The 26,883-nt window shown below is 61.4% G+C and carries 29 protein-coding genes; 18 read left to right on the top strand and 11 right to left on the bottom strand.

Features of this window, described 5'->3' with window-relative positions; translation table 11 throughout:
- Nucleotides 1-46 precede the first annotated feature (46 nt).
- The 5 genes from AC1DTN_RS26505 (at nucleotide 47) to AC1DTN_RS26485 (ending at nucleotide 3,363) form a co-directional block, all read left to right on the top strand.
- Entirely contained in the window at nucleotides 47-532 is a 486-nt protein-coding gene (locus tag AC1DTN_RS26505) for a redoxin family protein (protein WP_477923266.1), read from the top strand.
- A gap of 181 nt (nucleotides 533-713) precedes the next feature.
- Entirely contained in the window at nucleotides 714-842 is a 129-nt protein-coding gene (locus tag AC1DTN_RS26500) for a hypothetical protein (RefSeq protein ID WP_439014268.1), read from the top strand.
- Nucleotides 839-1,579 carry a metal ABC transporter ATP-binding protein gene (locus AC1DTN_RS26495; RefSeq protein ID WP_477923265.1) on the top strand — a complete coding sequence of 247 codons (741 nt, stop codon included), beginning with the start codon at nucleotides 839-841 and terminating at the stop codon, nucleotides 1,577-1,579. The genes AC1DTN_RS26500 and AC1DTN_RS26495 overlap by 4 nt, the downstream gene beginning before the upstream one ends.
- On the top strand, nucleotides 1,576-2,448 hold the full coding sequence (locus AC1DTN_RS26490) for a metal ABC transporter permease (RefSeq protein WP_113323089.1): 873 nt from the start codon (nucleotides 1,576-1,578) through the stop codon (nucleotides 2,446-2,448). Before AC1DTN_RS26495 ends, AC1DTN_RS26490 begins: the two co-directional genes overlap by 4 nt.
- 15 nt (nucleotides 2,449-2,463) lie before the next feature.
- Nucleotides 2,464-3,363 (top strand): metal ABC transporter solute-binding protein, Zn/Mn family, encoded by a 900-nt coding sequence (locus tag AC1DTN_RS26485; protein ID WP_477923264.1) that lies wholly within the window; start codon nucleotides 2,464-2,466, stop codon nucleotides 3,361-3,363.
- A gap of 12 nt (nucleotides 3,364-3,375) precedes the next feature.
- On the opposite strand, the gene AC1DTN_RS26480 is transcribed toward AC1DTN_RS26485, so the two are convergent.
- The 6 genes from AC1DTN_RS26480 to thrC all read right to left on the bottom strand — a co-directional run bounded on the left by AC1DTN_RS26480 (nucleotide 3,376) and on the right by thrC (nucleotide 10,629).
- Nucleotides 3,376-3,684 (bottom strand): Dabb family protein, encoded by a 309-nt coding sequence (locus tag AC1DTN_RS26480; protein WP_113323091.1) that lies wholly within the window; start codon nucleotides 3,682-3,684, stop codon nucleotides 3,376-3,378.
- A gap of 104 nt (nucleotides 3,685-3,788) precedes the next feature.
- Nucleotides 3,789-4,214, bottom strand: a complete 426-nt coding sequence (locus tag AC1DTN_RS26475) for a hypothetical protein (RefSeq protein ID WP_113323092.1) — start codon at nucleotides 4,212-4,214, stop codon at nucleotides 3,789-3,791.
- A 134-nt stretch (nucleotides 4,215-4,348) separates the two neighbouring features.
- A complete protein-coding gene (locus AC1DTN_RS26470) occupies nucleotides 4,349-7,261 on the bottom strand; it encodes a sensor domain-containing phosphodiesterase (RefSeq protein ID WP_113323093.1) in 2,913 nt (970 codons plus the stop codon).
- Nucleotides 7,258-7,872 carry a GNAT family N-acetyltransferase gene (locus AC1DTN_RS26465; RefSeq protein ID WP_113323094.1) on the bottom strand — a complete coding sequence of 205 codons (615 nt, stop codon included), beginning with the start codon at nucleotides 7,870-7,872 and terminating at the stop codon, nucleotides 7,258-7,260. The genes AC1DTN_RS26470 and AC1DTN_RS26465 overlap by 4 nt, the downstream gene beginning before the upstream one ends.
- A gap of 30 nt (nucleotides 7,873-7,902) precedes the next feature.
- Nucleotides 7,903-9,201: a M16 family metallopeptidase gene (locus AC1DTN_RS26460; RefSeq protein WP_310378360.1), complete on the bottom strand. Its 1,299-nt coding sequence runs from the start codon at nucleotides 9,199-9,201 to the stop codon at nucleotides 7,903-7,905.
- A gap of 27 nt (nucleotides 9,202-9,228) precedes the next feature.
- A complete protein-coding gene (thrC, locus tag AC1DTN_RS26455; protein WP_477923262.1) occupies nucleotides 9,229-10,629 on the bottom strand; it encodes a threonine synthase in 1,401 nt (466 codons plus the stop codon).
- A 264-nt stretch (nucleotides 10,630-10,893) separates the two neighbouring features.
- On the opposite strand from thrC, the gene AC1DTN_RS26450 reads away from it, so the two are divergent.
- Entirely contained in the window at nucleotides 10,894-11,580 is a 687-nt protein-coding gene (locus AC1DTN_RS26450; protein ID WP_310380025.1) for a hypothetical protein, read from the top strand.
- A gap of 131 nt (nucleotides 11,581-11,711) precedes the next feature.
- Here the strand turns inward: AC1DTN_RS26450 and AC1DTN_RS26445 are convergent, their stop codons facing one another.
- The gene (locus AC1DTN_RS26445) at nucleotides 11,712-12,401 is read right to left on the bottom strand and encodes an HAD family hydrolase (protein ID WP_477923261.1); all 690 of its coding nucleotides are present in this window, start codon (nucleotides 12,399-12,401) and stop codon (nucleotides 11,712-11,714) included.
- A 159-nt stretch (nucleotides 12,402-12,560) separates the two neighbouring features.
- Here AC1DTN_RS26445 and AC1DTN_RS26440 point away from each other — a divergent pair, with 159 nt between their 5' ends.
- From AC1DTN_RS26440 to AC1DTN_RS26430, 3 genes are all read left to right on the top strand, one after another.
- On the top strand, nucleotides 12,561-13,229 hold the full coding sequence (locus AC1DTN_RS26440) for a GntR family transcriptional regulator (protein ID WP_113323099.1): 669 nt from the start codon (nucleotides 12,561-12,563) through the stop codon (nucleotides 13,227-13,229).
- Nucleotides 13,230-13,419: 190 nt separating this feature from the next.
- Nucleotides 13,420-14,010, top strand: a complete 591-nt coding sequence (locus tag AC1DTN_RS26435; protein ID WP_477923260.1) for a biotin transporter BioY — start codon at nucleotides 13,420-13,422, stop codon at nucleotides 14,008-14,010.
- On the top strand, nucleotides 14,007-14,432 hold the full coding sequence (locus AC1DTN_RS26430; protein WP_439014275.1) for a DUF1284 domain-containing protein: 426 nt from the start codon (nucleotides 14,007-14,009) through the stop codon (nucleotides 14,430-14,432). The genes AC1DTN_RS26435 and AC1DTN_RS26430 overlap by 4 nt, the downstream gene beginning before the upstream one ends.
- Here AC1DTN_RS26430 and AC1DTN_RS26425 read toward each other — a convergent pair.
- The gene (locus AC1DTN_RS26425; RefSeq protein ID WP_310378349.1) at nucleotides 14,429-15,115 is read right to left on the bottom strand and encodes an ArsR/SmtB family transcription factor; all 687 of its coding nucleotides are present in this window, start codon (nucleotides 15,113-15,115) and stop codon (nucleotides 14,429-14,431) included. The two genes, AC1DTN_RS26430 and AC1DTN_RS26425, sit on opposite strands and share 4 nt — an antisense overlap.
- A 72-nt stretch (nucleotides 15,116-15,187) precedes the next feature.
- Between AC1DTN_RS26425 and AC1DTN_RS26420 the strand changes: the two genes are divergently transcribed.
- The 3 genes from AC1DTN_RS26420 (at nucleotide 15,188) to AC1DTN_RS26410 (ending at nucleotide 17,153) form a co-directional block, all read left to right on the top strand.
- Entirely contained in the window at nucleotides 15,188-15,517 is a 330-nt protein-coding gene (locus tag AC1DTN_RS26420) for an NIPSNAP family protein (RefSeq protein WP_477923259.1), read from the top strand.
- Nucleotides 15,514-15,873, top strand: a complete 360-nt coding sequence (locus AC1DTN_RS26415; RefSeq protein ID WP_477923258.1) for an antibiotic biosynthesis monooxygenase family protein — start codon at nucleotides 15,514-15,516, stop codon at nucleotides 15,871-15,873. Before AC1DTN_RS26420 ends, AC1DTN_RS26415 begins: the two co-directional genes overlap by 4 nt.
- Nucleotides 15,874-16,022: 149 nt before the next feature.
- Complete coding sequence (locus AC1DTN_RS26410; RefSeq protein WP_310378344.1) at nucleotides 16,023-17,153, top strand: site-specific DNA-methyltransferase; 1,131 nt, start codon at nucleotides 16,023-16,025, stop codon at nucleotides 17,151-17,153.
- Nucleotides 17,154-17,277: 124 nt separating this feature from the next.
- On the opposite strand, the gene AC1DTN_RS26405 is transcribed toward AC1DTN_RS26410, so the two are convergent.
- The 3 genes from AC1DTN_RS26405 to mutY are packed head-to-tail and all read right to left on the bottom strand — an operon-like array spanning nucleotide 17,278 to nucleotide 19,355.
- On the bottom strand, nucleotides 17,278-17,643 hold the full coding sequence (locus AC1DTN_RS26405) for a nuclear transport factor 2 family protein (RefSeq protein WP_477923257.1): 366 nt from the start codon (nucleotides 17,641-17,643) through the stop codon (nucleotides 17,278-17,280).
- A gap of 3 nt (nucleotides 17,644-17,646) precedes the next feature.
- Complete coding sequence (locus AC1DTN_RS26400) at nucleotides 17,647-18,261, bottom strand: HAD family hydrolase (RefSeq protein WP_477923256.1); 615 nt, start codon at nucleotides 18,259-18,261, stop codon at nucleotides 17,647-17,649.
- 2 nt (nucleotides 18,262-18,263) lie between these two features.
- On the bottom strand, nucleotides 18,264-19,355 hold the full coding sequence (gene mutY / locus AC1DTN_RS26395) for an A/G-specific adenine glycosylase (RefSeq protein WP_477923255.1): 1,092 nt from the start codon (nucleotides 19,353-19,355) through the stop codon (nucleotides 18,264-18,266).
- Between the two features lie 97 nt (nucleotides 19,356-19,452).
- Here mutY and AC1DTN_RS26390 point away from each other — a divergent pair, with 97 nt between their 5' ends.
- The 6 genes from AC1DTN_RS26390 to AC1DTN_RS26365 all read left to right on the top strand — a co-directional run.
- Nucleotides 19,453-19,941, top strand: coding sequence for a DUF721 domain-containing protein (locus tag AC1DTN_RS26390; protein WP_007818063.1), 489 nt, complete (start codon nucleotides 19,453-19,455; stop codon nucleotides 19,939-19,941).
- 69 nt (nucleotides 19,942-20,010) lie between these two features.
- Nucleotides 20,011-20,286 (top strand): ribbon-helix-helix domain-containing protein, encoded by a 276-nt coding sequence (locus AC1DTN_RS26385; protein WP_477923253.1) that lies wholly within the window; start codon nucleotides 20,011-20,013, stop codon nucleotides 20,284-20,286.
- Nucleotides 20,249-20,575: a type II toxin-antitoxin system RelE/ParE family toxin gene (locus AC1DTN_RS26380; RefSeq protein WP_477923251.1), complete on the top strand. Its 327-nt coding sequence runs from the start codon at nucleotides 20,249-20,251 to the stop codon at nucleotides 20,573-20,575. Before AC1DTN_RS26385 ends, AC1DTN_RS26380 begins: the two co-directional genes overlap by 38 nt.
- Before the next feature lie 137 nt (nucleotides 20,576-20,712).
- Nucleotides 20,713-21,411 (top strand): DsbA family protein, encoded by a 699-nt coding sequence (locus AC1DTN_RS26375; protein WP_477923250.1) that lies wholly within the window; start codon nucleotides 20,713-20,715, stop codon nucleotides 21,409-21,411.
- A gap of 78 nt (nucleotides 21,412-21,489) precedes the next feature.
- Entirely contained in the window at nucleotides 21,490-24,948 is a 3,459-nt protein-coding gene (locus tag AC1DTN_RS26370) for a chromosome segregation SMC family protein (protein ID WP_477923249.1), read from the top strand.
- Between the two features lie 442 nt (nucleotides 24,949-25,390).
- Nucleotides 25,391-26,883 (top strand): pyruvate, phosphate dikinase (locus AC1DTN_RS26365; protein WP_477923248.1); only part of this gene is annotated, 1,493 nt, incomplete at its 3' end.

Here is a 26,883-nt window from a genome sequence, read left to right as displayed (position 1 = left end):
CCCTATGCGGTCTTGCCGCAACCAGCCAGAACCGAGGAGAAAATCCATGACCATCGCGATCGGCGACAAGCTTCCTGCCGCCACCTTCAAGGAAAAGACCACAGACGGCCCGGTCGAAACCACCACCGAGCAGCTCTTTGCCGGCAAGCGCGTCGTGCTCTTCGCCGTACCCGGCGCTTTCACGCCCACCTGTTCGCTGAACCATCTGCCGGGCTATCTGGAAAACCGCGATGCCATCCTCGCCAAGGGCGTTGACGACATCGCCGTTCTCGCCGTCAACGACTGGCATGTCATGGGCGCTTGGGCGCAGTCTTCGGGCGGCCTCGGCAAGATTCATTTCCTCGCCGACTGGGATGCCGGCTTCACCAAGGCAGTCGGTCTCGATGCCGATCTCTCCGGCGGCGGCCTTGGTGTCCGCTCGAAGCGCTATTCCATGCTGGTCGAAGATGGCGTCGTGAAGTCGCTCAACGTCGAGGAAACGCCCGGCCAGGCAACGGTTTCTGGCGCGGCTGCGATGCTCGAACAGCTCTGAGCCGGAAAAGCTCCCGTTGTTACGCAAGGGCGCCTTCTGGCGCCCTTTTTAATTTTGATCGCTGAAGTAAGCGTCAATGTCGCGCTGGGCATCCGCCGTATTGCATCAAGAGCGGCCTCGCCTCATTCTTGCCATAATTGTTATAACATAACGGTAATGTTATTACATATGAGGATTGAGAATGCCGCCCGATCAGGAACGTTTCGCCGTCAGTCTCCTCGGGCAATCGGCACTTCTGCGCGCCTGCGGTGCGGTCGCCATCGTCGCACTTCTCTGGCTCGCGATCCATTGGGCGATCCTCCTGCCATGAGCGCGCCAGTCATTCGCCTCGACAATCTGACGGTCTCCTATGATCGTCATCCTGCTGTCCATCATCTCTCCGGCACGTTCCAGCCCGGCAGCCTGACAGCAATCGCCGGGCCGAATGGGGCGGGAAAATCCACGTTGCTGAAGGCGATCATGGGGGAGCTGCGTCCTGCCGAAGGGCGGGTGGAGCATCGGCTGCAACGCACTGATTTCGGCTATCTTCCGCAGGCGGCAGAGATCAACAGGCGTTTCCCGATCTCAGTGCTGGATACAGTGCTGCTCGGAAGCTGGCGCTCGGCCGGTGCCTTTGGCCGCATCGCAAAACAAGAAGCCGCATGTGCCCGCGACGCACTTGCCACCGTCGGTCTGGAAGGGTTCGAAAAGCGCCATATCGGCTCGCTTTCGGCCGGCCAGTTCCAGCGCGTGCTTTTCGCCCGCCTGCTGCTGCAGGATGCGCGTATCATCCTGCTTGACGAACCCTTCACCGCCATCGATGCCCGCACGACGAGGGATCTGCTCGACATCGTCGTCCGTTGGCATGGCGACGGGCGGACGGTGATTGCGGTGCTTCATGATTTCGAGCAGGTGAGGGCACATTTCCCGGAAACCCTGCTGCTCGCCCGCAGGCTGATCGGCTGGGGGCCGACGCAGGAGGTCATGTCATCTGCCAATCTTCTGCAGGCCCGCGCCATGGCCGAACGCTGGGATGAGGATGCCGAAGCCTGTGAGCCTGCGGCATGACGGCCTACGATATCTTCTTCGCTCCTTTCGCCGATTATGGCTTCATGCGCCGCGCGCTCGTCGCCTGCCTATGCCTGGGTCTCGGCTCCGGCCCCATCGGTGTTTTCCTGATGCTTCGCCGCATGAGCCTCATGGGAGACGCAATGAGCCACGCCGTGCTGCCTGGTGCTGCGGTCGGCTATCTCGTCGCCGGCTCGCTGTCGCTGACGGCAATGGGTATTGGTGGTCTCGTAGCAGGTCTCTCCGTTGCGCTGCTGTCAGGTGTCGTCAGCCGTATGACCGTGCTGCAGGAGGATGCGAGTTTCGCAAGCTTCTATCTGGCGTCACTGGCCCTGGGTGTCCTCATCGTCTCTTTGCGCGGTTCGAACATCGATCTGCTGCATGTGCTTTTCGGCACGATCCTTGCCATCGACGCGCCGGCGCTGACGCAGATCGGCGCCATCACGTCGGTTACATTGCTGGCGCTCGCGATCGTCTACCGCCCGCTGGTCGCGGAATGTTTTGATCCGGGCTTCCTGCGCGCCGTCGGCGGGCGCGGGCCGGTCTATCATTTCCTCTTTCTGTTGCTTGTGGTGCTGAACCTTGTCGCGAGCTTCCAGGCGCTTGGCACGCTGATGGCCGTCGGCCTGATGATGCTGCCGGCGGCGATCGCCCAGCTCTGGTCCCGCAATCTGCCGGCCATGATGATGACAGCGGCGGCAAGTGCTGCGGCATCCGGCTATCTCGGCCTTATCGCCTCCTATCATCTCGAACTTGCCTCTGGCCCGACGATCATCATGACGGCGGCGCTGCTCTACGGCCTCTCCATCTTCTTCGCGCCGTCGGGCCTTGCCCGGCGCTTCTTCCCCCGCCCGCATCTGAAGGGCTGATTACAGGAGACATCGATGTTACCTAGCAGACTGCTTCTCTCCGCCGCCTTGCCCGTGCTGATCACGCTTTCAGCCGTGCCGGCTTCGGCAGAAACGCTGAAGGTCGTTGCGTCCTTCACCGTGCTTGCTGATGTCGTCCGACAGGTCGGCGGCAATCATGTCAAGGTCACGAGCCTCGTCGGTCCGAACGGAGATCCCCATGAATTCGAGCCGTCGCCGGCCGATGCCAAGGCGCTGAATGCTGCAAAAGTCACCTTCGTCAGCGGTGAGGGGCTGGAAGGCTGGATGGACCGCCTCATCACCGCCTCCGGCTACAAGGGAAATCCGGTCACAGTGTCCGAAGGCATCAACACCCGCACGATGGAAGAGGATGGTAAAACCGTCACCGATCCGCATGTCTGGAACAGCCCTGTCAATGTGAAGGTCTGGGTCGCCAATATCGAGAAGGCGCTTTCCGCAGCCGATCCGGCTGATGCCGATGCCTTCAAGGCCAATGCCGAGAAATATACGAAGACGCTCGACGAGCTGGACGCCTATGCGCATTCCAAGTTCGACAAGATTGCCAACGATCGCCGCAAGGTGCTGACCAGCCACGATGCCTTCGGTTATTTCGGCCGCGAATATAATGTCAGCTTCCTCGCACCCCTCGGCCTCTCCACCGAAAGCGAAGCATCGGCCGCCGACGTTGCCAAGCTGATCGAGCAGATCAAGCAGGAGCACGTGAAAACCTATTTCTTCGAAAACTCCAACGATCCGCGCCTCGTCAAGCAGGTTGCCACTGCGACAGGCGCCGAGCCGGGCGGTGAGCTCTACGTCGAATCTCTCTCGGACTCGAAAGGCCCGGCCCCGACCTACGAGAGGATGTTCCGCCACAATGTCGACCAGCTCTCCGCCGCCATGGCGAAATCGAGCTGAGCTGAGGGGATCTTAGAGAACGAAATCGAAAACCAGGAGGCCCGCCAGGCCTCCATCCGTCGACGAGACGATGCGCTCGCCGACGGTCACATGCTCGGGATGCACGAGATAGGTATCACGAGCCTCGGGGCTTTCGAAGGTCACGGCAAAGCCGTCGACGAAACCGCCATGCAGCCCCTCGGGCGAGACATTCGGCCCGTATTTAATGTCAAGAATTCCCGGGATCACCTGCTTCAGCGCCACGATGGCGTCGAACAGCGCCTGCTTGTCGTCAGGTGTCATAGCGCTCTTCAGACGCATGAATACGCAGTGCAGGATCATAAGGTACCTCCCGATTATGTTTTCGGGCAGAATAGCGACGAAAACGACAAGGGCAACGATATTTCGCGCCCGCAGCCGCCAGACCTGTCGAAGTCCAACCCAGCCTACATCTGGTCCGCCACCGCCACCGGACGGTTATAGATCTTGCGGACGAGATCATGGGACAAGGCACGTGCAGCCGCCTTCTGCTCTTCCGTCATCGGCCGGCAGGTATCCTTGAGATTGGAGCCGTCTATGACGGTTGCTGCCCCGGAATTGGCGATGACGATATGCCAGCTGCAAGCGGCGACCTTGTCGATGATCACAGCACCTCGGCAACCAGTGGAGAGGCAGAAGGCTACAGTCACCTGCGCGCCATGATCGCCCTTGTGGGCAAGCGCATAGGCGGCGGTGAAATCCTCCTTCAATTTTTCGCAGCGCGCCGGCGCTGCTGCCGCCAGGCAGCTCAGCGAGGGCGGGTGAATTTCGGCGGCGTATACCGGAGAGACGCAAAAGGCGCCCATCGAGAGGGCGAGCAGAAGCTTGAGCATCGGATTTTCCTTGTTGCGCTGAGGCAGAGGCGCATATCGGCGGCCAATGGTCAATGGCCGCCGCAGGCAAGGAAAGCCGTATCGATCCAAGAGGTGCCAATTCCTCGGCAAATCCGATGAAACAGGCTCTGGGATCAGGCCCGCTTCGTCAGCGGAAACCGTTCCCTCAGCAGCCGCAGCACCGATTCCGACGGCATCGGCGGGCCGAAGAGATAGCTCTGGCCGTAGCTGCAGCCCATCTTGGCAAGTTCGATCGCATCCTCATTGGACTCGATGCCTTCGGCCACCACCTTCATGTCCAGCTCGCGCGCCATGGCAATCACCGATTTCAAGATGGTCGCCTTCTTGTCGCTGTTGTCGCGCACCAGCGCCTTGTCGAGCTTGATCGTGTCGAAGGGGAAGCGGGTCAGGTAGGCGAGTGAGGAATAGCCGGTGCCGAAATCGTCGAGCGCCAGACCGAGGCCGGCCTCTTTCAGCTTTTGCAGTACGAGGCGAGCCTGTTCCGGGTTCTCCATCACCATGGATTCCGTCAGTTCCAGCTTCAGCCGCGAAGGATCGCAATGGGTCTTCGCCAGTACCGAACGGACATCGTCGTAAAGATCGTTGTTGAGAAGCTGCACGCTCGACAGATTGATGGAGACGAAGATCGGCAGCTCGCCGGTCTGGTTCTGCCACCCCATCAGGTCGTTGGTCGCCTGCTCCAGCGCGAAGATGCCGAGCGCGCCGATAATGTCGGAAGATTCGGCGATCGGGATGAATTCGGACGGCGGGATATTGCCGCGCTTGGGATGTTCCCAGCGCATCAGCGCCTCGAAGCCGGCGATCTCGACATCCTCCAGCCGTGCGATCGGCTGGTAAACCATCGAAAGCTCCTTGCGCTCGATGGCGCGGCGCAGATCCGATTCAAGCTGCAGGCGATCGGTGCCGAAATCGCGGAAAGCCGGCTGGAACGGTTCCACCCGATTGCCGCCAGCGCGTTTGGCCCGGTACATGGCAAGCTCGGCGTCGCTGAGCAGACCCGACGCGCTCTCCTGCTGGTCCACCCAGGAGGTGAGACCGATGGAGGCCGTCAGGATGATCTCGCGATTGGAGAAGTTGATCGGCACCATGATCGCCTTGCTCATCGCATCGGCGAAATCGGCAACCTTGGCCGGATCATGCTCGGAAACGAGGATGAGGCCGAACTGGTCGCCGGAAAGGCGCGCCAGTGTATCCTGCGGTTTCAGAAGGCGGCGCAGGCGGCGGGTAAGCGCGATCAGGATATTGTCACCGGCGGCGACACCGAGAGAATCATTGACCAGCTTGTAGCGGTCGATATCGATCACCATGACGGTCGGGCGCAGCGTCTCGCCGCCCGGTGCCAGCGTCAGCACCGACTGCAGGCGGTCGATGAACACCTGCCGGTTCGGCAGGCCCGTCAGGTTGTCGTGAAGCGCATCGTGCAGCAGCCGTTCGACGGAATTCTTCTGCTCTGTCACGTCGACGATCGTGCCCACGCAGCGGATGATCTCGCCATTCGAGCCGAGTACCGGCCGGGCGCGGATCAAGAGCCAGTGGAAGTGACCGTCTTCGGCGCGGATGCGGAACTCATGGTTCAGCCGCCCGCGCCGATGTTCCAGCAGCACGTCCAGCGTCGCCCGGAAACGGTCGCGATCGTCAGGATGCAGCCGCGGCAGCCAGTTGCGCGCCGCGCCATGCATCGTGCCCGGTGAAAGTCCGAGTTTGACGGAAACATCGGGAATGGTGACGACGCGATCGCGCGCCACATCCCAATCCCAGACCATATCGCCCGAGCCCGTCAGCGCCAGCGACTGGCGCTCGAGATCGGAGAATAGCCCCTGCTGGAAAGCGCCGCCCGCAAAGGCGTGCTGCATGACGGTGAAGCCGATCAGCAGTACGATGAGGACGAGGCCACCGCCAAGGGCCGGCTGGATGATGTCATTATCGAGCCGGCCGGTGATCGTCATCCATGCGCCAAACAGCCAGACGAGCGTCAGCGCCCATGCCGGCACGAGCAGGATGGCGCGGTCATAGCGATTGAAGCCGAGATAGATGATCAGCAGCAGACCGGTCGCCGCCGTCAGTGCGAAGGACAGCCGTGCAATGCCCGCCGCAATTGACGGATCGTAGATCGCAACGCCGAACAGAAGGGCAAGACCGAGAACCCAGGCAAGCGTCGCATAGCCGAGATGCACATGCCATCGGTTGAGATTGAGATAGGTGAACAGGAAGATCACGAAACTGGAGGCAAGCGCCACCTCCGCACAGGCGCGCCATATTCGTTGATCCGCCGAGGCGACGCTGATCAGCTTTCCGAGAAAGCCAAAGTCGACGCAGATATAGCCGAGCACCGCCCAGGCGAGTGCCGCCGTCGCCGGCAGCATCGAGGTTCCCTTGACGACAAAGAGGATCGTCAGGAAGACCGCGAGCAGGCCGGCAATGCCGAGCACTATGCCGCGATAGAGCGTGAAGGCGTTGATCGTGTCCTTGTAGGCATCCGGCTCCCATAGATAGATTTGCGGCAGGTCGGGTGTGGCAAGCTCGGCAACGAAAGTGATGACGGCGCCAGGGTTCAGCGTGATGCGAAAGACATCGGCCTCGTCGCTCGGCTGGCGGTCGAGCGCAAAACCTTCGCTCGGCGTGATAGCAATAATGCGCTGCGAGCCGAGATCGGGCCAGAACAGCTTGGAATTGACGAGACGGAAGTGCGGCGCGACGATAACGCGCTCGAGCTGTTCTTCCGAAACATTGGCGAGCGCAAAGACCGCCCAGTCACCCTGATGGTTTTCCGAGCTTGCGCGCACTTCGATACGTCGGCGGATACCATCGGCACCGGCGGCGGTGGAAACCTGGAAGGCCTCGCCCTGGTTGGCGTAGATTTCAGTCGTGGCAGTCAGGTCCAGCGCAGTATCGTCGCGGGAAATCTTAACCGGTTCGGCCGCCTGCACGGTTCCCGCCGCAAGGGCGAATACCGACAGGAGAAGGGCTGCGATCACCGCGATCACTCGTCCGGACGGTGACGTCAGCAGCATGCGGTCTTTGTTCATCGGCTGTTGGGTTTCCTGCCTGTATCCGCGTCGGTGGCTAGGCGTGAAAACATCACGTGATCATGCCACTGACCGTTGATCTTCAAATATCCGCGCAGGTAGCCTTCCCGCTGGAACCCGGCTTTCTCAAGCAGGCGAATGCTCCGTGCGTTGTCTGGAATACAGGCTGCTTCGATACGGTGCAACTCAAGCCCTGTGAAGATATAGGGAATAACCAATTGAAGTGCGGCGAACATATGTCCCTGGCCGGCATAACGCTCGCCCATCCAGTAGCCGATCATGCAGCTTTGGGCGGCTCCCCGGCGGATATAGCCGATGGTGATGCCGCCGACGAGCGTCATATCCTTTCTCAGAAAAATGAAGAGCGGGATCGCCTGTCCCGAGGCATATTCCTGCTTGCCGCGGATGACGCGGGCGCGAAACGAGCCTTCGGTCAGCTCGTCGCGCCGCCATGTCGGCTCCCAGGGTTCCAGAAAACGGCGGCTGTCGGCGCGGAGCCGGTGCCACTGGTTGAAATCCTGGTAGCGCGGCAGGCGCAGGACATATTTATCGTTTTCGAGTTCGACCGCTTCGGGCTGTCGCGAAAGGAACCGAAAAACCGATTTTGGCATCGATAACCCCCGGCGCAACGTATGTGTCGGTCAGCGGCTTGCCTGCTTCGTCTTCGGTGCCGGAACCGAAAGCGAGGCGGTGATGTCTTCCATCGGGGCAAGCTGCTCGAGCGGACCAATCGCCGAAAGCGTCGGGACGGTATCGTAGAAAAGGCGACCGGCAAGATCGGTGAGGCGCTCGATGGTGATGCCCTCCAACCGCTCCATCATCTCTGGATTGGAGATCGGACGGCCATAGAGCATCATCTGCCGGGCGATCTGGCCGGCGCGGGCAGCGGGGCTTTCCTGGCCCATGAGAAGCTGGGCGCGGATCTGCGCCCGTGCGCGCTCGATTTCCTTCTGGTCGATATTGTCCGCCGACTTGTGCAACTCGTCGATGATGACCGGCACCAGCTCCGGCAGATTCTCGCCACCGGTTGCGGCATGGATGCCGAAGATGCCGGTGTCGGAAAAGCCCCAGTGGAAAGCGTAGACGGAGTAACAGAGGCCGCGAAACTCGCGTACTTCCTGGAAGAGGCGGGAGGACATGCCGCCGCCGAGGATATTGGCGAGGATCTGTGAGCAGTAGAAATCGCGGGCATGATAGGCCTTGCCCTCGAAGCCCAGCAGTATCTGCGCGTCCATGAGGTCGCGCGGCTCGCGCACATTGCCGCCGATATAGCGTGCAGCCTCCATGACTGGCGGCGCGTTGGGCGTGGTCGGCAGGCTGGCGAAGCGGTCCTCGACCATGCGCACGAATTCGTCATGCTCGACGGCGCCGGTTGCGACCACGAACATCCGGTCGGTCGTGTAGTTGCGGCCGAGATAGGTGCGGATCTGCTGCGGCGTGAAGGAAACGACGGTCTCCGGCGTGCCGAGGATCGGCCGGCCGAGCGTCTGGCCACGATAGGCGACCTCGGAGAAGCGGTCGAAGACGACGTCGTCGGGCGTGTCGTTGGCCGCGTTGATCTCTTGCAGGATGACCTGCTTCTCGCGCTCCAGCTCTTCTTCCTCGAAGGCGGATTCTGTCAGAATATCGGCGAGGATATCGACGGCGAGCGGCACGTGATCCTTCAGAACGCGGGCATAATACGAGGTCGTCTCGGTGGACGTCGCGGCGTTCACTTCGCCGCCGACATCCTCGATTTCCTCGGCGATCTCACGGGCGGTACGTCGTGCCGTTCCCTTGAAGGCCATGTGTTCGAGCAGGTGGGCAATGCCGTGTTCGTCTTCCGTCTCGTTGCGCGAACCTGATTTGATCCAGACTCCGAGCGCAGCGCTTTCAAGGTGCGGCATGGTCTGTGTGACTACTGTCAGCCCGGATTTGAGCCGGGTGCACTCAACTGTCATGTGCTATCTTTCTGCGCCTGCCGTCATCTAGCTGCGGGCATGCTTGCCGATAAAGGTTTCAACCGCTTTGAGCTCGGGCTCGATGATCTGGAAGCGCTCCTCCCTGTGCATCACATCAGCAAGCCACGTCGGAAGCGCCGGGTCAATACCGGAGGCGGATTTTACGGCAGCCGGGAATTTCGCCGGATGGGCGGTGGCAAGCGTCACCATCGGCGTATTCGGCTTTTCTCGCTTGGCGGCCACGAAGACGCCGATCGCCGAATGCGGATCGAGCAGATAGCCGGTTTCCGCATAGGTCTTGCGGATCGTTTCCGCCACCTGGCGCTCGCTTGCGCGGCCGGCACGGAAATCCTTTCTGATGAATTTCAGCGCTTCGGGCGAGATCTCGAAGCCGTTGGATTGCTTGAGGCTTTCCATGGCGGCGCGAACCTTGGAGGCGTCGCGGTCATAGGCCTCGAACAGCAGTCGCTCGAAGTTGGAGGATATCTGGATATCCATGGAAGGCGAACTCGTGGCCTTCACCGCTTTCATGTCATAACGGCCGGTCTTCAGCGTCCGCGCCAGGATATCGTTCTCATTGGTGGCGATGACGAGCTTGTCGATCGGCAGGCCCATGCGCTTGGCACAATAGCCGGCGAAGATATCGCCGAAATTCCCAGTCGGTACCGTGAACGAGATCTTCCGGTCCGGTCCGCCGAGTGCGATCGCTGTCGTGAAATAATAGACGATCTGGGCCATGATGCGCGCCCAGTTGATCGAGTTGACGCCCGAGAGCTTCACCTTGTCGCGGAAGGCCGCGTCGTTGAACATGGCTTTGACGAGGTTCTGGCAATCGTCGAAATTGCCTTCGACGGCAAGCGCATGCACATTGCCTGATGTCGACGTCGTCATCTGCCGCTGCTGTACCGGCGAGACCTTGCCATGCGGGAAGAGGATGAAGATGTCGGTGCGCTCACGGCCGGCAAAGGCGTCGATCGCAGCGCCACCCGTATCGCCCGAGGTGGCGCCGACGATGGTCGCCCGCTCGCCGCGCTTTTCCAGCGCGTAATCCATCAGGCGGGCAAGAAGCTGCATCGCCACATCCTTGAAGGCGAGCGTCGTGCCGTGGAAGAGTTCCATCACGAAACTGTTCGGGCCGGTCTGTACCAGCGGCGCGATCGCTGGATGGCGGAAAGTGCCATAGGCTTCGTCGATCATCGCCCGGAAGGTTTCATCGGGGATTTCGCCATTGGTGAAGGGCGAAAGGATGGTGAAGGCGATCTCCTGATAGGTCTTGCCGCGCAGCGCCCGGATTTCCTTCTTGGAAAAACTCGGCCATTTGCGAGGAACGTAGAGCCCGCCATCGCGCGCCAGCCCTGCCAGAAGGGCGTCGCAAAAGCCGAGGGAAGGGGCCTCGCCGCGGGTCGAGATATAGTCCACGTTCGTCATCCTTGATCTATGGCTGGAGAAATTCGGCGCGCAAACGGGACGCTGCCGTTCCGCCGAAAAGAGGGGGCTTAACGGCCTGTCGGGGCAGTGTCGCAGGTATCCTATTGAACTTGCCCGCATCCGGCGCCGAAAAGTGCATCAAAACGGTGCTTACCCAATCGATTTTTCTTTGCGCCGCTGATATAGACCATCGCCAACTGTCATGAAAGGCCTTGCGCGAAAGTCGCAAGCACCTAGAAGAAAAGCGTTTGCAAGGGGTGGAATATCGTGCTCGGCAAGGTCTCTCGTCTCATCGTTTCCGCATCCCTTCTTGCCGCTCTTGCCGGCTGCAATTCGCTCGGCCTCGGCGGCGATAGCAAGCCCGAAGCCGCAAGTGCGAGCAGCGGTCCCGCTCCGCTTCAGCCGAACGGCAATGCCCAGATCATGCCGGTCGCGCCGACCAGTCCTTCGTCGAACCAGGCTCCGATCGGCACCGGCGTTACCGCGCAAGGAACGGTCGCGCCCGTTGTGCAGGGTGCATGCCCGCAGATCTTCATGCGTGACCAGGACGCGATCTACCGCACCTATGCGAAAGGTGCGAAGACCGGTGATCCGCAGCAGGTCGTCTTCCAGGCGTCTTTCGGCGACTATAGCCGCCAGTGCATGCTCAACGACACGGCGCTCTCCATGACCGTCGTGGCGCAGCTTCGTCTTGTTGCCGGCCCAGGCGGCACGCCAGGCCCGGTCACGCTGCCGATCCGCATCTCGGTGCTGGATGGACAGGACGTCTTGTCGTCCGAAGTCGTCAATTTCCCGACGCAGATCCCGGCCGGCGCGCCAGCCACGCAGGTCATCTTCCGCCACGAGGGCATCAAGATGCCGGTCGGCTCCGGCGCACTCGTGCGCGTCAATGTCGGCTTCGACAATCAGCCAGCCAAGAACGTCAAAAACTCCAAGAAGAAAAGCAGCTGAGGCGCCTGCTGCTGACAGTCGCTCAGCCCTAATGGCTTCGCGAAGGCGGGCGCGCCTCTGCAAACAAAAACCTGTTACGTGAATAAGGGCTGCCGTTTCTTGGAGGCATCAGGGCAGCGAAGCTGCTGCCCTTAGAGCACGCCTTCCCACTCTGCCAATGCGGCGACAACGCCTGGCAGATCATTCATGCGGGAAATTACCGTCTCCGCGCCCGCATCCGTCAGCTTATCAGCATGCGAGAGATAGGTGTGCGAGCCGCCGGTGAAGCCGATCACCCGCATGCCTGCAGCGCGTGCAGCATGAACACCATGTGTGGAATCTTCGACGACGACGGTCCTGGAGGGCGAAACGCCCATCTGGCTTGCGCCGTGCAGGAAGATATCGGGCTTCGGCTTGGCGCGGTCGGGGCCGAGATCCTTGGCGGAGAAGATATTGGGCGCGAAGAGCTTCTTCAGTCCGACCTTGCCCAGCATCATGTCAAGCCGCTGGCTCGACGAGTTCGAGCAGATGCAACGCTTCATCGACAGGCGGCTGACGGCGAATTCGACGCCGGGAATGGCCTGCACTTCCTGTTCGAGCCTGATGTCCAGAAGCTTCTGCGACTGATCGAGCAGCGATGCCGAAATCGGAATGCTGGCTTCCCGTTCGATTTGGAAGAGGATATCGCGCCAGGTGAGACCGGCGAAGCGCTCGTTCATTTCCTCGACGCTGATCGGATAGCCTGCTTCCGTCAGCAGCTTGGATTCAACATCCGCTGCGATGATTTCGGAATCGACCAGAACGCCGTCGCAGTCGAAGATGATGAGGTCGAAGCCGTCCATATACTCATGCCTTGTTTGGGGATGATGGGGCTTTACACGATGGCCGCCGAAAGCTCAACCGATGACGGGGCATGGCTGGATTGCGCCATGCGGGCGGCTTTGCCGTAACGGCTGTCATATGACCTCGACAAGCCCTGCAGGGCTCGTTACTGAACGACAATGAGTAGGGAACCCGAAGACACCATCGCCGCGCGTATTGCCCGCGTGCTTGCAGAGCGCATCGTGCATGGCGAACTCGCGCCCGGCGCCCGTCTTCGGCAGGACCATATCGCCGAAGAATTCGAGACCAGCCATGTACCCGTGCGCGAGGCCTTTCGCCGGCTCGAAGCGCAGGGGCTGGCAATCAGCGAGCCGCGCCGCGGTGTCCGTGTCGCCTCCTTCGATCTTGCCGAAGTGCGCGAAGTGGCGGAAATGCGCGCCGCCCTCGAAGTGCTCGCCCTGAAGCACGCCACCCGCCACCTGACGCCCGCCATCCTCGATGCCGCGGAAGAGGCGACGCGCGAGGGCGATGCCGCTGCCGATGTGCATGCCTGGGAGGAGGCAAACCGCCGCTTCCACCGCTTGATCCTCACCCCTTGCGCCATGCCGCGCCTGCTGGCTTCGATCGACGATCTGCACGCTGCAAGCGCCCGCTTCCTGTTTTCGGCCTGGCGTTCGGGCTGGGAGAAGCGCACGGATCACGACCATCGCGCCATTCTTGCCGCACTTCGCCAGGGCAAGGCGGAAGAGGCTGCCGCCATCCTGCAGAAGCATGTGCAGTGGATCGGACGCGCTCCGCAGCCCGCCCAGAAGGGCGGCGAGCGGGAAGCCTTTGCCATTGTCGGCTAAATTCCAAAATTATAGATAATTTCAGAATGCGTGAAATGTCCTGATTTTCGGGCGTTCTGGCGTGTATCTGCGTTCGTTTGTGGCCCAACTTCATTTGAATCCGCGCGCCTGCTCTTGCGTTACGCAAGAATCTCCGCCATAAAATAGATGGGAATCAAAATTTATCTATAATTTTGAAAAGGAGAATTTCATGTCCCTCTCTGACCAGTCCCGTCATATCGCTTTCGATCCGCTGCGCCTTTCCGCACGGTCGATTGCGGTCAAATATCTCTTCGTTTTCGCCGGTACGCTGGTGCTTGCCCTTGCCTCGCAGATCTCGGTGCCGATGGTGCCGGTGCCGATCACCATGCAGACATTCGCCGTCACCATGATCGGCGCGCTCTATGGCTGGCGCCTCGGCACGCTCACCGTTCTTGCCTGGCTCGGCGAGGCCATGCTCGGCGCACCGGTACTCGCAAACGGCTCAGGCGGTCTTGCGCCCTTTGCCGGGCCGACGGCTGGTTATCTCGTCGCCTTTCCGCTGATGGCGCTGATGGTCGGCTGGCTCGCCGAGCGCGGCTGGACCGGCGATAATATTATCAGAAGCTTCACCGCTCACCTTGCCGCAAACATCTTCTGCCTCGCCCTCGGTGGCGTCTATCTCGCCTCGCTGATTGGAGCGGAAAAAGGCTGGCTGCTCGGCGTCGCGCCCTTCATCCTCGGCGGCGTGCTGAAGTCCGCACTCGCTGCGGCCGTGCTCAAGGGCATCCGCATCTATGGCGGCCGGGCAGAACTGCATTGACCGTCAGGCTGCGCGCCCACCATCTGCTCTGCATGCTGACATTCGTCGGTGAAGGCTATACGCCGGCCTTCACCGCCAACTACCGCCGCATCGCTGAGCGTCTCTCGGCCGGAGAGGAGATAGAAATCGTCTCCGGCCCCGACGATATCTGCGCTCCCCTGCTGTCCGAGGCTTCAGCGCATTGCCTTCTGCCGAGTCCGAAGGCCAGGGACGAAGCTGCCGCCGAAGCAGTTGGCAGGCTCCTGGGCGTGCGGGTAGAGCAGGGCGCCCGTCTCATTCCTGACAAAGCCCTGCTAAAAAGACTACGCCGGGCCTTCGCTGCCGACCTCATCCGCAATGCCTGCACGGATTGCGAATGGAGTGAACTCTGTAGCACGGTTGCCCATAATCATTTCAGGAATACGCTGGTGGCACCTTGCTAGGCCTCCAGCGGAAAGAGTTTCAGGAATTGCCGCTCGCCTTCGGGTGAAAAGATCACCGAGCGGCTTTCCGGTATTCGCCGCGCCCAACCCTTTTCCATGAAATTTGCAAGCAGCGCCTTGCCAAGGCTTCCGGCGAGATGGGCGCGACGTTCACTCCAGTCGAGACAGGAGCGGCAGAGCGGCCGGCGCGAGGATTTGAGGCTGCCGACATCGATGCCGATGCATTGCAGATCGCTCTCGCCCTTGGCCGTCACTGCGAGCCCGTCGCCGATGGCATCGATCGATCCCGATGCCACCAGACTGTCCAGCATGCGCACGCCAAAATCGCCGGCGAGATGGTCATAGCAGATGCGCGCCTTGCGCAGCGCCGGATCCTTAGGGCCGGGCTGGTGGCGCAGATGTCCTCGGCTCGCTGCAAGGCCCATCATGCTTTCGATCAGCCGGGCCACGGCCTCGTCGGCGAGCGTGAAATAGCGGTGCCGTCCCTGCTTGCGCTGAGCCAGCAACCCGCCGGTTTCGAGCTTTGAGAGATGAGTGCTGGCCGTCTGCAGCGTGATGCCGCCGGCTGCCGCAAGTTCGGTTGCCGTCAGCGCACGACCGCCGGTCAGCGCCGCCAGCATGTTGGCGCGCGCCGGATCGCCGATGAGTGCGCCGATCTGCGCAATGTCGGGTCCTTCTTTCATACTTCGATCGTAACCGAAGCATTCTCGTACGGCAATGTGCGAAAACTCCTCTCACACGAAAGGAGAAAACCGATGATCACCTGCTTCATCCGCTACGAGATCGACCCCTTCCGCAAGGATGCCTTCGCCGAATATGCCCGCAACTGGGGACAGGCGATCCCGAGAAACGGCGCCGACCTTATCGGCTATTACGGCCCGCATGAGGGCTCGGCAACGGTCGCCTACGGTGTCTACAACATCGAAAGCCTCGCAGCCTACGAGGCCTATCGCGCGCGGCTTGCTGCCGATCCGCTCGGCCGGGAAAACTACGAATTCGCGCGTCGCGAACGCTTCATCCTGAAGGAAGACCGCATCTTCTTGAAGAATGTTTCGGCGCCTCATGCGAAGCTGGTGCTGCCATGATCGCCGTCATCTTCGAAGTTATCCCCTATGTCGGCGAGCGCCATCGATATCTGGACCTTGCCGGTGAGCTCAGGTCCGAGCTCGAAAAGATCGATGGTTTCATTTCCATCGAGCGTTTCGAGAGCCTGACGATGCGGGGCAAAATCCTCTCGCTTTCCTTCTTCCGGGACGAGGAGGCGATGCGCGAGTGGCGCAATCTCGAAGTCCATCGGGCTGCGCAAAAGGCCGGCCGCAACTGCATTTTCGCCGATTATCGGCTGCGCATCGGCCACGTCGTCAGGGACTATGGAATGGTCGAGCGCGCCGAGGCGCCTGAGGACAGCAGGCAGGTCCACATGCCCTCGGCGGCGGAGTGAAATCGGGGCGGGCGCAGCCCGGTGTCCGCTTTTTTCTTGTAGGTAAACCGGAATATTTTCCCGAAACGGGTCGGTGCTTCAGGCTTTGGTAACCAACTTGCGTAACCATAACGGACAGTTAAGCGTAAAGCGTATGAGTGAGTATCCACATGGCGTCTGTATTTCCGCTTGCCGACCTCAAGACCTCCGTAAAGCCGGGTTCTTGGGTCGACACGATCATCAAGGGTGATTGCGTTGCAGCCCTTGAGGCTCTTCCGAGCCAGTCCGTTGACGTCATCTTCGCGGATCCGCCCTACAATCTCCAGCTCGGCGGCACGCTGCACCGGCCGGACCAGTCGTTGGTCGACGCCGTCGATGACGAGTGGGACCAGTTTGCCTCCTTCGAAGCCTATGACGCCTTCACCCGTGCCTGGCTGCTTGCCTGCCGCCGCGTCCTGAAACCATCAGGCACGATCTGGGTCATCGGCTCCTATCACAACATCTTCCGCGTCGGCGCCACGCTGCAGGATCTGAACTTCTGGATCCTGAACGACATCGTCTGGCGCAAGACCAATCCGATGCCGAATTTCAAGGGCCGCCGTTTCCAGAACGCCCATGAGACAATGATCTGGGCAAGCCCGAACGCCAAGGCCAAGGGCTATACCTTCAACTATGATGCCATGAAGGCCGCCAATGACGACGTGCAGATGCGCTCCGATTGGCTCTTCCCGATTTGCAGCGGCAACGAACGCCTGAAGGGCGAGGACGGCAAGAAAGCCCATCCGACGCAGAAGCCGGAAGCGCTGCTCGCCCGCGTCATCATGGCCTCGTCCAAGCCTGGCGATATCATCCTCGATCCTTTCTTCGGTTCTGGAACGACTGGCGCCGTCGCCAAGCGTCTTGGCCGCCACTTCGTCGGCATCGAGCGCGAGCAGGACTATATCGATGCGGCCTCTGCCCGCATTGCCGCCGTCGAGCCGCTCGGCAAGGCGGAACTGACTGTGATGACCGGCAAGAAGGCCGAAGTGCGCGTGGCCTTCAACGTGTTGGTCGAAAGCGGCCTCATCAGGCCTGGCCAGGTGCTGACGGATGCCAAGCGGCGCTACAGCGCCGTGGTGCGCGCCGACGGCACGGTCGCCTCGGGCGGCGAGGCCGGCTCCATTCATCGCCTTGGCGCAAAAGTGCAGGGCCTTGATGCATGCAACGGATGGACCTTCTGGCACTTCGACGACGGGCAATCCCTGCGCCCGATCGACGAATTGCGGTCCGTCATCCGCAGTGACCTTGCAAAGGTGGGTTGAGCAACATCCTTGCAAGGACAGGACCAGGCCTCTTCCGGTTTGTACCTCCAGTTACGGAAGACGCATAAAGAAAGCCCGGGACCGAAAGGCCCCGGGCTTCTTACTATTAAAGCTAAGATCTGCGTCAGAATTCCTGGTAGTCGATTACATCGACGCGCGTAACCTTGCCGTCCTCGTTGAAAGTGATCGTTTCCTCGCCTTCGCGGATCAGCGGCTTGCCGGTCTTGCTATGGGTCGCGCGAACAGACCACACGGCACGGCCGGAGAGCGGCGTCAGCGTCTCGACCACAGAATTCTCCGCCGTCTGGTCCGGGTAGTCGTCGAAGTAGCGGCGGAATGCGGCCATGATCTCGGCGCGGCCGGCAAGGCTGCCGACGCCGTTGGAGACATAAGTCGCATCCTCGGCGAACCAGTTCTCGATTTCAGGAAAATCGAGATCGTTGATCGCGGTGTGGAAACTGTCGATGGCTGCTGCAGGGTCGAAGCTCATGGCTCAGGCCTTCAGTCCATAGGTGGCGAGATCGGCGCGCAGCTTGTCGGCGCCGGTAAAGAGCACGGCATTCCAGCCGGCAGCCTTCGCACCCTCGATATTGACAGGCGCGTCGTCGATGAAGATCGTCGCGGCCGGATCGAGGCCGAAGCTCCTGGTATGCGTTTCGTAGATCGCGATATCCGGCTTGATGAGGCCGACATCGCCGGAAACGGTCACGCCGCGCGGCTTCTTGAGGAAGGCGAAGCGCTCCTGCGCCTCGCGGAACGTGTCGGAGGCGAAGTTCGTCAGCATCGTCACATCCCGGCCCTCGTTGATGAAGCCTTCCATGATCGCGACGCTGTCCTCATAGGCATGCGGCACCATTTCGTGCCAGTTCTTGCGGAAGGCGCGGATATGCTCTTCGCGGGCCGGGTGCTGCTCGATCAGCAATGCCTCGGCATCGGCCCAGGTGCGACCGCGGTCCTGTTCGATGTTCCAGTCGTGCGTGCAGACGTTGGCGAAAAACCATTTGCGCTCGGCCTCATCGGGAATGAGGCGGCTGAAGGGAATATGCGGATCGTAATGAATAAGAACTTTGCCAATATCGAAAACGATATGCTTGATGTCGTTTGCCATAATCATCCCTTGGCTGTTTTGAACGCGAGAGGAATAGCCGCTGCGATCGCCTTTTTCATGATAGTCGGCAGCGCCTGAGCTTCAAGATTTATAACCGGCTCCCACCAGCCGTCATCGATTTGAAGGCGATTGGCAATCGCGACGCGGAAGATCGAAAGCCTGAGCTCGAAATGGGTGAAGACGTGGGTGACGCTGCCGGCGCTCTCCCAGTCAGCCTTGAAGGGTGCCGCTTCGGCTGACGTCTCGCCGTCCTGCCGTGCGGTCCATGCTGTCGTCGGAATTTCCGTCATGCCGCCAAGCAACCCGCTTTCGATCCGCCGCCGAAGCAGGATATCGCCATCGGAGGTGACCGCCACGAAGGCGGCGCCGCGCCGGAYCGGCTTTTCCTTCTTGGCGGCCTTGACTGGAAACTGCTCGGGATCATGCAGCCTGAGCGCCTCGCACGATACATTGAAAGGACAGAGCGAACAGGCCGGTCGCTTCGGCGTGCAGATGGTGGCGCCGAGATCCATCATCGCCTGGGCGAAATCGCCGGGCCGATCGGCCGGCGTCAGCAGCGCCACCTTCTGGCGCATCAGCGGCTTGCCGGCTGGAAGCGGCGTGGCGATGGCATAGAGCCGCGAGATCACCCGCTCCACATTGCCGTCCATCACGGCCGCCTGCCGGTTGAAGGCAATCGCTGCCACCGCAGCCGCGGTATAGTCGCCGATGCCGGGCAGGGCTTTCAAGCCCTCTTCGGTGTCGGGAAAGATGCCGCCATGCTGGCTCGCAACGGCTTCGGCACATTTCTTCAGATTGCGCGCTCGAGCATAATAACCGAGCCCCGCCCAGGCGGCCATCACCGCTTCAACAGGCGCATCGGCGAGATCCGCCACCGACGGCCATTTCGCCAGGAAATTGGCGAAGTAGGGTTTTACCGCCTGCACCGTCGTCTGCTGCAGCATCACCTCGGACAGCCACACGTGATAGGGATCGGCCTTGACGCCACGCCCGGCCATTGGCGGCGAAACCCGCCAGGGCAGGTCGCGATGATGACGGTCGTACCATTCTAGGAGAGGGAGGGCGGTCGGCGCGTCCGGTGTGCGTATCGTCATTATTTGCCGCGATCGGGGGAAGTGCTCTATACTTGGCGAAGCAATGCGGCGTGATCAAGCCGATGGCCTCGAATGGCTATCGCTTACCAAGGTTTCGATGAGTTATCCACGCAAAGATGGGAAGCAGATTTCCGAGCTGACGAACGGCATCATCGATCCCGTTCTGGCTCGCCGTGCCGGCATCAATAGCGCGCTTCTCGGCTCGTGGGACGAAATCGCCGGCGAGGACTTTGCCGATTGCACCCGGCCGGAAAAGATCGCCTGGGCCCGCGGTGGCGATGACGGCAGCTTCCGCCCCGGCGTGCTGACCGTTGCCTGCGAAGGCGCGCGCGCGCTTTTTCTGACCCACGCGCAAGGCGAACTCATCCAGCGCATCAACAGCTTCTTCGGCTTCGCCGCCGTCCACCAGCTCCGCATCGTCCAGAAACCGGTCTACCAGCCGGTCAAACGCTCTCGCACGCCCCCGCCCCTGAAGGGCGAAGCCGCTCGCAAGCTGGAAGGCATGATGCAGGGTATAGAGGACGACAAATTGCGCCAGGCGATCGCTCGTCTGGGTACGGCAGTATTGGGTAAAAAGCCGAAATAACCTTCGCCATTCTGTTGGCAGCATCCGCGCCGTGTATTACACTGTAATAGATCGAAGCGAGGTCAAGCCATGCGCACCAGCAAGCCCATCACGGTCACACTCGGCAGCCAGCAGAAAAGTCTCGACACGCGGCTGGAATCGGGGGCTTACAGCTCCGCCAGCGAGGTTCTGCGCGCCGCTCTGCGGGCTCTTGATCGCGAAGATGACGCGATTAACGAGATCATGAGGCAGAAGATTCGCGAAGCGCTCGATGATCCGCGTCCGGATATCGACGCAGAAACGGTTTTCGATCGTATAGAACAACTCCATGCCGAACGCGGTGGTGTGGGCGGCAGTGGCGATTAGGGTCTTCTTTCGGCCAAAGGCAGAGGATGATCTTCTTGCCATATACGAATTCATCGCCCGCGACAGCCCGGTCCGGGCTATCGAATTTGTCCGCAGGCTGAGAAGCTTCTGCGTCTCACTGGAAACAATGCCTGAGCGTGGCGCGCTACGCGATGATTTCGCGCCCGGCGTCAGAATTCTGGTCTTTGAACAGCGCGTTACGATCGCCTACCGTTTGCGGAACGGTGAGATACAGATAATCCGTCTCTTTTATGCGGGGCGAAACACTCCTTCTGCATTCCGGGAATGATTGATTTGTTCATTGATCTGCGGTTTCGTCTCGCGCAGGTCACAATTCTTTGAAGAAAGTTGGCGAAGCGTGCCTTGTTCGCGGCTTCTGGCCGTTATATCGCACAATTAGCTGCCACACTTGTTTATGGGGAACCCATGCGCATCTCTGAAATGCAACTGACGAAACGCCAGCTTCTGGGCGGTGTCGCCGCCGCAACCGCATCCATGGCGGTATACGGCACGGCGCAGGCGCAGGCAGCCGTCGAAATCCCGAAGCCGGATGGCGATGTTGACATGGCCAAGGTCATGACCCCTGGCGCGCTGCCGGAAATGGCGCTCGGCAAGACCGATGCCCCGGTCAGGATCGTCGAATATATGTCGATGACCTGCCCGCACTGCGCCCACTTCCACAACACCACCTTCGATACGATCAAGCAGAAATACGTCGACACCGGCAAGGTCGAGTTCGTCCTGCGCGAATTCCCCTTCGATCCGCGGGCTGCCGCCGCCTTCATGCTCGCCCGCTGCAACCCGCAGAAGCCTGAAGAGCTCGCAACGCCCGAGCAGTATTTCCCGATGGTCGCCATGCTCTTCAAGCAGCAGCAGGTCTGGGCTGCCGCCGATGACGGCCGCGCAGCGCTGCTGCAAATGTCGAAGCTTGCCGGATTTACTGAGGATAGCTTCACGAAGTGCTTGACGAACCAGAAACTGCTGGATGAAGTGAATGCCACGCGGGAACGCGGTTCCAAGGACTTCGGCGTCAATGCCACGCCGACGTTCCTCATCAATGGCAAGCGCTACTCTGGAGACATGCCGGTTGACACCATGTCGGCCCTCATCGACAGCCTCCTCTGATCCGTACCGTTTTGCAAAGGCGGGCGACGGCGAAAGCCGTGCGCCCGTTTTTTCATATGTGCAGCGTGAGGCTGGGGCATGAAGTTCAACAAGCTCCGCCTTGTCGGCTTCAAATCCTTCGTCGAACCGACCGAATTCTTCATCGAGCGCGGGCTGACGGGCGTGGTCGGGCCGAACGGTTGCGGCAAGTCCAATCTCGTGGAAGCCCTGCGCTGGGTCATGGGCGAGAATTCCTACAAGAATATGCGCGCGTCCGGCATGGACGACGTGATCTTTTCCGGCTCGGGAAACCGCCCGGCGCGGAACACTGCCGAAGTGGCGCTCTATCTCGACAATGGCGAGCGCACGGCGCCGGCCGCCTTCAACGACAGCGATGAAATCCAGGTCACCCGCCGCATCGAGCGCGAGCAGGGATCGATCTATCGCATCAACGGCAAGGAAAGCCGGGCCAAGGATGTGCAACTGCTCTTTGCCGATGCCTCCACCGGCGCCCGCTCTCCTTCCATGGTCGGGCAGGGGCGCATCGGCGAGCTGATCGCTGCAAAACCGCAGGCCCGCCGTCAGTTGCTGGAAGAAGCCGCCGGCATTTCCGGCCTGCACTCCCGCCGCCACGAGGCCGAGCTTCGCCTGCGTGCCGCCGAAAGCAATCTCGAGCGGCTGGATGACGTCACCTCGCAGCTTGAAAGCCAGATCGAGAGCCTGAAACGTCAGGCCCGTCAGGCAAACCGCTTCAAGACGCTCTCTGCCGATATCCGCGCCCGCGAGGCGATGCTCTTGCATATCCGCTGGGTGCAAGCGAAAGAGGCCGAAGCCGAGGCCGACAGCGCGCTCAACCAGGCAACCGTCGCCGTCGCCGAGAAGGCGCAGATCCAGATGGATGCGGCAAAGAACCAGGGCATCGCCGCCCTGAAGCTGCCCGAACTGCGCGAAGGCGAGGCGAGAGCGGCTGCCGCACTCCAGCGCCTGCAGATCGCCCGCAGCCAGCTCGAGGAGGATGCCAACCGCATCCTGCGCCGCCGCGATGAACTCACTCGCCGCCTGGCGCAACTTGCCGAAGACATCAGGCGTGAGGAGCGGCTTGTCGCCGACAATGCCACGATCCTGGCAAGACTCGACGCCGAAGAGGCCGATATTGCTGAAATTCTGGCCGATTCCGGTCGTTATGCCGAAGAGACGCAGCAGGCTTTCGAAGAAGCCGCCGCCAAACTCGCCGACAGTGAGCGTATCTTTACCACCCTGACTGCAGAGCGCGCTGAAGCCGCAGCCGGACGCAATCAGCTGGAACGCACCATTCGCGACCTCGCTGATCGCAAGCTGCGGCTCGAACGCCAGATGGACGATGCCCATCGCGAATTCGCCGGCATCGAGCAGAAGATCGCAACGCTGCCCGACCCGGACGAGAAGCGGGCCATGGTCGAGGCGGGCGAAGTCGCCCTGGCCGAGGCCGAGACGACAATCCAGTCAGTCGAGCAGGCGCTTGCCAGGGCGCGCGAGACGGAAGCGCTTTCCCGTACCCCCGTCGAGCACGCGCGCAGCAAGCTCAACGCGCTGGAAACGGAAGCCCGTACCATCCAGCGCATGCTGGCAGGTGCTGCGGCAGGCGAATTTCCGCCGGTTGCCGAAGAGTTGAAGGTTGATCGCGGTTTCGAGACGGCGCTCGGTGCCGCACTCGGAGACGATCTCGAATCACCGCTCGATCCGAACGCGCCTGCCCACTGGTCGGAAAACGGCGATGGCTCTGACGATCCGGCGCTTCCGGTCGGCGCTGAGCCCCTGCTGAACCACGTCCGCGCACCCGCTGCGCTGATCCGCCGCCTGCGTCAGATCGGTCTGGTGGCTGATGCCGACGCGCCGCGTCTGGTGAAGGAACTCAAGGCTGGCCAGCGCCTGGTCACCAAGGAAGGCGCCGTCTATCGCTGGGATGGCCACGTCGCCGGCGCGGATGCCCCGAGTGCCGCGGCGTTGCGCCTTGCGCAGAAGAACCGCCTTGCCGAGCTGGAAGGCGAGGCGGAGCTTGCCCGCGACGTTCTCGCCGAGGCTGAGGAGCGTCTTGCCGCCGCCGCCGATACCATTCGCGAGCAGGAGCGCAGGCTCACTGAAGCCCGCGACATGAGCCGCTTGTCCGCCCGCCATCTGGCCGAGGCGCGAGAGGCGCTCGCCGCCGCCGAGCGTGCCTCCGGTGATCTTATTCGCCGCCGCGATGTCATTGCCGAAGCCGTCAGCCAGTTGCAGACGCAGCTCGAGGATGTCGCCGTCCAGGAAGAAAATGCCCGCATCGAGCTGGAGGATGCGCCGGACTTGACCGCGCTCGACGAACGGCTGCGCTTTCAGCAGGCCGAGGTCGCGACGGATCGCGGCGCCCTTGCTGAAGCCCGCGCCCGCCACGAGAGCCTGAATCGCGAGAACGACGCCCGCCAGCGCCGCATCTTCGCCATCGGCCAGGAGCGCGAAACATGGCGCCAGCGCGCTGCAAGTGCTGAGGATCACATCGCCACGCTGCGTGAGCGCGAGGAGGAGGCCCGCGAGGAGGCCGCCGAACTCGAAATGGCGCCTGATGAATTTGACGACAAGCGTCGCGCCTTGCTGACGGAGCTGCAGAAGGCCGAGGAAGCCCGCCGCGGCGCTGCCGATCTCCTGGCGCAGGCCGAGCTTCTGCAGCGCGATGTCGACCACAAGGCAGCGATGGCGCTCTCCGAACTTGCCGAAAGCCGCGAGCGCCGCGGCCGCGCTGAGGAGCGCCTCGTATCCGCACGCGAGAAACGGCAGGAGAGCGAACAGCGCATTCGTGAAACGCTGAACGTGCAGCCCCATGAGGCGATGCGCCTTGCCGACCGGCCGGGACTGCAGACGCTGCCGGATCCGCGCGAGGTCGAACGCGAGGTGGAGCGGCTGCGGATCGAGCGCGAACGTTTGGGTGCGGTCAACCTGCGCGCCGACGAGGAGCAGAAGGAGCTCAGCGAGAAGCTGGAAGCGCTTATCAAGGAACGTGACGACGTCATCGATGCCATCCGCAAGCTGCGCGGCGCGATCCAGAGCCTGAACCGCGAAGGCCGTGAGCGCCTGATCGCCGCCTTCGATGTCGTCAATGCCCAATTCCAGCGCCTCTTCACCCACCTCTTCGGCGGTGGTACAGCGGAATTGCAACTGATCGAATCCGATGATCCGCTGGAGGCTGGTCTCGAAATTCTTGCCCGCCCGCCCGGCAAGAAGCCACAGACCATGACGCTGCTCTCGGGCGGCGAGCAGGCGCTGACGGCAATGGCTTTGATCTTCGCCGTCTTCCTCACCAATCCTGCGCCGATCTGCGTGCTGGACGAGGTGGATGCACCGCTCGATGACCACAATGTCGAGCGCTACTGCAATCTGATGGACGAGATGGCGGCCTCCACCGAGACCCGATTCGTCATCATTACCCACAACCCCATCACCATGGCCCGCATGAATCGCCTCTTTGGCGTCACGATGGCGGAGCAGGGTGTTTCTCAACTTGTCTCGGTCGATCTGCAGACCGCAGAGCGTCTCCGTGAGACGGCTTGAGGCCGCATTTTAATTAAAGACCAAAAAAGGTCACCCCGACATCGGGTACGTACCCCATTTGGGTGATGCTCTTTTGCGCGCATTGCATTAGAAGTTGTTTTATCGCAACCGCGCCGTTACGGATAAGTAGCAATCGGTCGTTGTGATCTGTTGAATTTGCAATGCTGTCTTCGGGTTGGGGATCGGCCCCGAAGATCACAAGGCATAAGTGGACCCCCCGTCCGGTTTTCCTGGCCGGACGGAAACAAGGCTTTGCGGGACCGTTGTTGCAGTCCCGCAAAGCTTTTTTTTGTGCGCCTTCGCTGCGCCTCATCAGTTTCAATCGTTTGATCTTGCATCCTGTCAGGGATTTATTGTGCGGCGCAACATTTCGCCGCATTTGTCGATTTTCATTTCAACACCAAGGGATTAAGCTGGTCTCCGAAATGGTGTTGGGGGGAAGATGACCAAGTGGGTCTATACGTTCGGCAACGGGCAGGCTGAAGGCCGGGCGCGAGACAAGGAGATCCTTGGCGGCAAGGGCGCCAATCTTGCCGAAATGTGCAGCCTCGGCCTCCCCGTTCCTCCCGGCCTGACCATCGTCAGCGAAGCCTGCAGCACCTATTACAAGAACGGCCGCAAGATCGATCGGGCACTGAAGGAGCAGGTGCTCGCGGGCATTGCGGCTATCGAGGAGATCACCGGCCGCCGTTTCGGTGCGGGCAACCAGCCTCTTTTGCTCTCCGTTCGCTCCGGTGCCCGTGTTTCCATGCCGGGCATGATGGATACGGTGCTCAACCTCGGCCTGAATGATGAGACGGTGCAGGCGCTCGGCCATGATGCCGGCGATGCGCGCTTCGCCTGGGACAGCTATCGCCGCTTCATCCAGATGTATGCCGATGTCGTCATGGGGCTCGGCAATGACCTCTTCGAGGAAATCCTCGAGGACGAGAAGGGGCGCCTCGGCCACGAGTTCGATACCGAACTCAACGCTTCCGAATGGCAGCATATCGTTTCGCTCTACAAGGCGCTGATCGAGGAAGAGCTGGATGAGGCTTTCCCGCAGGACCCCGCGGTACAACTCTGGGGCGCTGTCGGCGCGGTGTTTTCCAGCTGGATGAGCGCACGCGCCGTTACCTACCGCCAGCTTCACAATATTCCGGAAGCCTGGGGCACGGCGGTCAACATCCAGGCGATGGTCTTCGGCAATCTCGGCAATGCGTCTGCCACGGGGGTCGCCTTCACGCGCAATCCCTCGACTGGGCAGAAGCTGCTTTACGGCGAGTTCCTCGTCAATGCGCAGGGTGAAGACGTCGTCGCCGGAATTCGCACGCCGCAAAGCATCACCGAGGAGGGGCGTATAGCCTCAGGCTCCGAAAAGCCCTCGATGGAAAAGCTGATGCCGGAAGCCTTTGCCGAGTTCGGCCGCATCTGCAACGAGCTCGAAGCCCATTACCGCGATATGCAGGACATCGAATTCACTATCGAGCGCGGCAAGCTCTGGATGTTGCAGACACGCTCCGGCAAGCGCTCGACACGGGCAGCCATGAAGATCGCTGTCGACATGGTGGACGAAGGTGTCATTACCGAGGACGAAGCCGTCCTGCGCATCGAGCCATCGACGCTCGATCAGCTCCTGCATCCGACCATCGATCCGCGCGTCACCCGCCAGGTGATCGGCTCCGGCTTGCCGGCCTCGCCGGGGGCGGCCACCGGCGAGATTGTCTTCACGTCGGAAGAGGCCGTTGAGGCAGAGTCGGAAGGTCGCAAAGTGATCCTGCTGCGCGTCGAGACGAGCCCGGAAGACATTCACGGCATGCATGCCGCAGAAGGTATTCTCACCACGCGCGGCGGCATGACCAGCCACGCCGCCGTCGTTGCTCGCGGCATGGGCATCCCCTGCGTCGTCGGCGCCGGCACCATGCGTATCGACGCCCGCAATGAACGGTTGGGTTG

Source organism: Rhizobium sp. 01T444 (assembly GCF_056398305.1).
The sequence above is the reverse complement of the archived record's forward strand: the minus strand, read 5'-3'. Positions and strand labels throughout refer to the sequence as shown.

Coding starts and splice junctions, on each gene's coding strand:
- AC1DTN_RS26420 (WP_477923259.1), top strand. CDS start 15,188: ATGATCACCTGCTTCATCCGCTACGAGATCGACCCCTTCCGCAAGGAT.
- AC1DTN_RS26505 (WP_477923266.1), top strand. CDS start 47: ATGACCATCGCGATCGGCGACAAGCTTCCTGCCGCCACCTTCAAGGAA.
- AC1DTN_RS26445 (WP_477923261.1), bottom strand. CDS start 12,401: ATGGACGGCTTCGACCTCATCATCTTCGACTGCGACGGCGTTCTGGTC.
- AC1DTN_RS26375 (WP_477923250.1), top strand. CDS start 20,713: ATGCGCATCTCTGAAATGCAACTGACGAAACGCCAGCTTCTGGGCGGT.
- AC1DTN_RS26405 (WP_477923257.1), bottom strand. CDS start 17,643: ATGAGCTTCGACCCTGCAGCAGCCATCGACAGTTTCCACACCGCGATC.
- AC1DTN_RS26490 (WP_113323089.1), top strand. CDS start 1,576: ATGACGGCCTACGATATCTTCTTCGCTCCTTTCGCCGATTATGGCTTC.
- AC1DTN_RS26410 (WP_310378344.1), top strand. CDS start 16,023: ATGGCGTCTGTATTTCCGCTTGCCGACCTCAAGACCTCCGTAAAGCCG.
- AC1DTN_RS26470 (WP_113323093.1), bottom strand. CDS start 7,261: ATGAACAAAGACCGCATGCTGCTGACGTCACCGTCCGGACGAGTGATC.
- AC1DTN_RS26485 (WP_477923264.1), top strand. CDS start 2,464: ATGTTACCTAGCAGACTGCTTCTCTCCGCCGCCTTGCCCGTGCTGATC.
- thrC (WP_477923262.1), bottom strand. CDS start 10,629: ATGACGAACGTGGACTATATCTCGACCCGCGGCGAGGCCCCTTCCCTC.
- AC1DTN_RS26385 (WP_477923253.1), top strand. CDS start 20,011: ATGCGCACCAGCAAGCCCATCACGGTCACACTCGGCAGCCAGCAGAAA.
- AC1DTN_RS26435 (WP_477923260.1), top strand. CDS start 13,420: ATGTCCCTCTCTGACCAGTCCCGTCATATCGCTTTCGATCCGCTGCGC.
- AC1DTN_RS26475 (WP_113323092.1), bottom strand. CDS start 4,214: ATGCTCAAGCTTCTGCTCGCCCTCTCGATGGGCGCCTTTTGCGTCTCT.
- AC1DTN_RS26465 (WP_113323094.1), bottom strand. CDS start 7,872: ATGCCAAAATCGGTTTTTCGGTTCCTTTCGCGACAGCCCGAAGCGGTC.
- AC1DTN_RS26460 (WP_310378360.1), bottom strand. CDS start 9,201: ATGACAGTTGAGTGCACCCGGCTCAAATCCGGGCTGACAGTAGTCACA.
- AC1DTN_RS26370 (WP_477923249.1), top strand. CDS start 21,490: ATGAAGTTCAACAAGCTCCGCCTTGTCGGCTTCAAATCCTTCGTCGAA.
- AC1DTN_RS26380 (WP_477923251.1), top strand. CDS start 20,249: ATGCCGAACGCGGTGGTGTGGGCGGCAGTGGCGATTAGGGTCTTCTTT.
- AC1DTN_RS26425 (WP_310378349.1), bottom strand. CDS start 15,115: ATGAAAGAAGGACCCGACATTGCGCAGATCGGCGCACTCATCGGCGAT.
- AC1DTN_RS26415 (WP_477923258.1), top strand. CDS start 15,514: ATGATCGCCGTCATCTTCGAAGTTATCCCCTATGTCGGCGAGCGCCAT.
- AC1DTN_RS26440 (WP_113323099.1), top strand. CDS start 12,561: ATGAGTAGGGAACCCGAAGACACCATCGCCGCGCGTATTGCCCGCGTG.
- AC1DTN_RS26400 (WP_477923256.1), bottom strand. CDS start 18,261: ATGGCAAACGACATCAAGCATATCGTTTTCGATATTGGCAAAGTTCTT.
- AC1DTN_RS26500 (WP_439014268.1), top strand. CDS start 714: ATGCCGCCCGATCAGGAACGTTTCGCCGTCAGTCTCCTCGGGCAATCG.
- AC1DTN_RS26480 (WP_113323091.1), bottom strand. CDS start 3,684: ATGATCCTGCACTGCGTATTCATGCGTCTGAAGAGCGCTATGACACCT.
- AC1DTN_RS26390 (WP_007818063.1), top strand. CDS start 19,453: ATGAGTTATCCACGCAAAGATGGGAAGCAGATTTCCGAGCTGACGAAC.
- AC1DTN_RS26495 (WP_477923265.1), top strand. CDS start 839: ATGAGCGCGCCAGTCATTCGCCTCGACAATCTGACGGTCTCCTATGAT.